Annotated in this window: 8 protein-coding genes; 1 reads left to right on the top strand and 7 read right to left on the bottom strand. The window is 35.0% G+C overall.

Going from position 1 to position 4,172, the window contains the following annotated elements:
* On the top strand, positions 1-699 hold a 699-nt coding region (locus ACW6OJ_RS07545), incomplete at its 5' end, for a metal ABC transporter permease (RefSeq protein ID WP_456096208.1).
* A 53-nt stretch (positions 700-752) separates the two neighbouring features.
* Here the strand turns inward: ACW6OJ_RS07545 and ACW6OJ_RS07540 are convergent.
* The 7 genes from ACW6OJ_RS07540 to rpsF all read right to left on the bottom strand — a co-directional run bounded on the left by ACW6OJ_RS07540 (position 753) and on the right by rpsF (position 3,930).
* On the bottom strand, positions 753-1,523 hold the full coding sequence (locus tag ACW6OJ_RS07540) for a DUF3169 family protein (protein WP_456096207.1): 771 nt from the start codon (positions 1,521-1,523) through the stop codon (positions 753-755).
* On the bottom strand, positions 1,516-1,638 hold the full coding sequence (locus ACW6OJ_RS07535) for a helix-turn-helix transcriptional regulator (protein WP_293427678.1): 123 nt from the start codon (positions 1,636-1,638) through the stop codon (positions 1,516-1,518). Before ACW6OJ_RS07535 ends, ACW6OJ_RS07540 begins: the two co-directional genes overlap by 8 nt.
* A gap of 61 nt (positions 1,639-1,699) precedes the next feature.
* The gene (locus ACW6OJ_RS07530) at positions 1,700-2,470 is read right to left on the bottom strand and encodes a DUF3169 family protein (RefSeq protein WP_293427565.1); all 771 of its coding nucleotides are present in this window, start codon (positions 2,468-2,470) and stop codon (positions 1,700-1,702) included.
* Positions 2,463-2,678 carry a helix-turn-helix transcriptional regulator gene (locus ACW6OJ_RS07525; protein WP_293427568.1) on the bottom strand — a complete coding sequence of 72 codons (216 nt, stop codon included), beginning with the start codon at positions 2,676-2,678 and terminating at the stop codon, positions 2,463-2,465. The genes ACW6OJ_RS07530 and ACW6OJ_RS07525 overlap by 8 nt, the downstream gene beginning before the upstream one ends.
* Positions 2,679-2,933: 255 nt before the next feature.
* Entirely contained in the window at positions 2,934-3,161 is a 228-nt protein-coding gene (gene rpsR / locus ACW6OJ_RS07520) for a 30S ribosomal protein S18 (protein ID WP_036765662.1), read from the bottom strand.
* Between the two features lie 20 nt (positions 3,162-3,181).
* Positions 3,182-3,625 (bottom strand): single-stranded DNA-binding protein, encoded by a 444-nt coding sequence (locus ACW6OJ_RS07515; RefSeq protein WP_456096206.1) that lies wholly within the window; start codon positions 3,623-3,625, stop codon positions 3,182-3,184.
* A gap of 14 nt (positions 3,626-3,639) precedes the next feature.
* Complete coding sequence (gene rpsF, locus ACW6OJ_RS07510) at positions 3,640-3,930, bottom strand: 30S ribosomal protein S6 (protein ID WP_293427581.1); 291 nt, start codon at positions 3,928-3,930, stop codon at positions 3,640-3,642.
* Between the last annotated feature and the right edge of the window lie 242 nt (positions 3,931-4,172).

Raw genomic sequence — 4,172 nt, 5'->3', positions numbered from 1 at the left:
TTAAAGAGACTATCCATGATGGGGGATGCTCTGTCACATACGTCTTTAGCCGGTGTAGCTGCAGGTCTTTTAATAGGGGCTAACCCTATAGTAGGAGCCATCATAGTGACTCTTGTAGCAGGCTTTGGTATAGACTTTATCAGGAAGAAGTTCCCTAGGTATTCAGAAATATCAATAGCTATCACCATGTCAGCAGGTATAGGTCTAGCTGGTGTCTTGTCAGGTTTCACGGATAGCTCAACGGGATTTAGTAGCTTCCTCTTCGGTAGTATAGTTGCTATCACAGACTTTGAGCTCTACCTGGTCGTAATCCTTTCCATCCTAGTCATGCTTACCTTTATTCTCCTATACAAGGAGTTGAGGTATATAGCCTTTGATGAAGAGGGAGCTAGATTAATAGGTATACCAGTTAAGACGGTAAACTTTATCTTTACTATCTTGACAGCCCTTACTATATCAATAGCATCTAGGACAGTTGGTACCCTTATAGTATCATCCATAATGGTGATACCTGTAGCATGTGCCATGAAGCTTACCTCGAGCTATAGGATGACAATCATCTTGTCAATCTTATTTGCCTTGGTATTTACTTCAATTGGGCTTAGCCTATCCTTCTATGTGGGTCTAAAGCCTGGAGGAACTATAGTCCTCTCAGGTGTCCTTACTCTTATACTATTGATGATATTTAAAAAGGATTAAAAATAAGCGTTGATTGGAGAGTATCCTATCAACGCTTTTATTTTCAATTTAATTTACTTGGCCTTTTCTAGCTTTATGCAGTAGTAAATATATGTAATATTCATTGTTGCCATTATAGCTAGTAGACTAAATACCAGGCCGATACTTATATTTACAATTAGAGATATAAACAATAGAACTATTGTTAGTCCAAAAATAAATTTAGACGTTATTGTATATGACTTAAAAGCTGCTTCGTGCATATTAGATTTTTCTCTTTCATCAAAACTATTAATCATATCCTTATTAAAGTTTATATCATATACATCTCCATGCCTTTCCGAATAACCCTTTTTCATATCTTCTACCAATCTATTTTGCAATATTATACAGCCTGGAACCACAATCAGAAGAACAATTAATGCTACTAAAGATTGCGATTTATTATGAGTTATGAAGATTATCTTGGCTGCTGGTATTAATAAAATAAAGCTTACCATTGTTGTAATACCGGTAGATCCTACTGCTATAGACATAAGACCTTCATTATATACCTCATCCCCCCTAGCAATAGATTCCAAAAATTTTTTTCTACCAATTATAGTCAGCACAATACTTACTATAAAAAGACTTATGCTAGCAAAGGTGTATATCTCAAAAGCATATTTTTCAATAAGGTTTCCAATCTCAATTATGCTATCCCCTATAACTTCATAATAATTTCCGTATACCAGAGGACCTAAGATACCACCTATAAGTGCTCCTATACACATGTATAATAATAGCCAAACAGGACCCTTTTTCTTCTTTTCCTTATTCTTTTCCTTATTATAAAACTTAAACATCCACTTCATCCTCCTCATATATAGACAAATCTTCTACACTTACATCAAATAATCTTCCTAGCTTAAGGCATAGGGTAATCGATGGGTTGTAGTCACCACTCTCGATTAAGCTGATGGTCTTCCTTTACACATCAATAAGTCTTTCTAATTGCTACTGATTAGTTGCACTTTGAAATCTATGCTCTATTATTTTCTAGCTTTATGCAGTAGTAAATATATGTAATATTCATTGTTGCCATTATAGCTAGTAGACTAAATATTAAGCCAAGATTTATTTTTATAATTACAGATAATAATATTAGGCCTATTGTAAGGAAAATCATTAGCTTCGAAGCTACTTCAAAGGCCCTATAACCAGCCTCATGCATATGAGATATTTCTCTTTCGTCAAAGCTATCTATTAAGTCCTTCTTAAAGCTCATATCATAAACATCCCCACGCTTTTCTGGATAACCCTTTTTCATATCTTCAATTAACTTATTCTGTATTAGTGCGCATATTACAATAATAAGTAGGAGTAAAAGCAAGCTAGTTATAAACTTCCAACCCTCTCTCCCTTCCATTGTAGTCCTAATGGCTGGTATTAGTAGTAAAAAGTTGAATATTATAGTAAGGCTCGTAGCTCCTATACCTACAGACATCAGTCCTTCATCATAGACCTCATCATCTTTAGCAATAGATTTCAAAAATTTCTTTCTACCAATAAGTGATGTTACTACTGTTATAGCAAGTAGGGCTAAACTAATACTTACATATATTTCAAATGCGTATAGGTATATAAAATCACCAAGGTCTACTATCATATCCTGTATTTTTTCTGAATAACCACCTATAAATCCACCTATAAATGTTCCAATAAAACCACCCAGACATAAATATATTAATATCCAAACAGGGCCCTTTTTCTTCCTTTCCCTATTCTTTACCTTCCTATCAAACTTAAACATCCTCTTCATCCTCCTCATATATAAACAAATCTTCTACACTTACACCAAATAGCCTTCCAAGCTTGAGGCATAGGGTAATCGATGGATTGTAGTCACCCCTCTCGATTAGGCTAATGGTCTGCCTTGACACACCAACAAGTCTTCCTAATTCCTGCTGGTTAATTCCTTTTTGAGCTCTATATTCTTTTAACTTATTTAGCAGTGGCATGTCTCTTCTCCTTTTCTATTAACTTGCCTGTAACCCCAAGTTTATAATTTCATTCTGTTACAAGACTAAGTCATATCATATGATATTTGACAAATATATTTGTCATTATTATATGATATGACAAGTATCCTTGTCAACACTTTTTGACAACTTTTTTTGTCATTTTTTAATGTATAGAAATTTCTTTTAGACATAAAAAAAGACCACTGGAAATCCAGTGGCCTACGTTATGTTTACTCTATAGATTTTTTACTATTACTCAACTGTATATGGTAAAAGTGCTACATTTCTAGCAAGCTTAATTGCCTTTGTAAGCTCTCTCTGGTGCTTAGCGCAAGTACCAGTGATTCTTCTTGGAAGAATTTTACCTCTTTCAGTAACGTACTTTTCTAACTTCTGTACGTTCTTGTAATCTATCTTAGTGTTTTTGTCAGCACAGAACTGACAAACTCTTTTCTTCTTACGTCTTTTCTTGTTTATCATGACTTTCACCTCTCCTCTTATTAAAATGGAACGTCGTCGTCATCAACAGCAGAGAATTCAGAAGGACTTACTACTCCACTTGGTTCAAACTTAGGAGCATCATACTGATCCCCATCATTTGACACGTTATTGTTCATAGCAGAACTCTTGCTTTCCAGTGCCTGTATATTACGACCAGCGACCTTTGTGAAGCTTCTCTTTTCTCCATTAGGTGTGTCATACCTATCAACCCTGATAGAACCCTGAACACCTACTAACCTTCCTTTTGTTACATAGTTAGCACAAAATTCGGCTGGCTTACCCATTATCTCTACAGGTATAAAGTCTGTAGTAGTAGAGCCATCCCTATTTTTGTAATCCCTATCAATAGCCAATGTAAATGTGGCTACTGGTGTACCAGATCCTGGAATATATCTCAATTCTGGATCCTTAGTTAATCTTCCAACTAAAACAACATTATTCATATTAACACCACCTATTAGTTTTCTTCCTGTGCAACTATGACATGTCTTATAACATCTTCACTTATCTTTAATCTTCTGTCTAATTCCTTTGGAAATTCTACATCAGCCTTGAAATTCACAAGTGTGTAAACACCATCTCTGAACTTCTCGATTGGATAAGCTAACTTTCTACTTCCCCAAACATCAACTTCACCAACTTCGCCCTTAGCTTCAGTTATGATATTCTTGATTGAGTCTAGTACCGCCTCTCTTGCTTCATCATCAAGTGTTGGCTTTACAATATAAAGTACTTCATAAGCTTTCATTCTTTTCACCTCCCTTTGGACTATACGGCTCCGAGAACTTTCGGAGCAGAGACGAGAACGCTTAAATTCTCATACCAAAATATTTTACACTATTTGCAGACATTAGTCAATAGGTTTGCACTATTTAGTTGTATATTGGTCTTTTTGTTTTTTGAGATAAATATTTTTTCATTTTGAAGCAGGATTTTCTAGCTTCACCATGGAGAGGTTGTCATGATCCTATATACTTATAGGCACTTATT

The sequence above is a fragment of the Peptostreptococcus sp. genome (assembly GCF_977045075.1).
The sequence above is the reverse complement of the archived record's forward strand: the minus strand, read 5'-3'. Positions and strand labels throughout refer to the sequence as shown.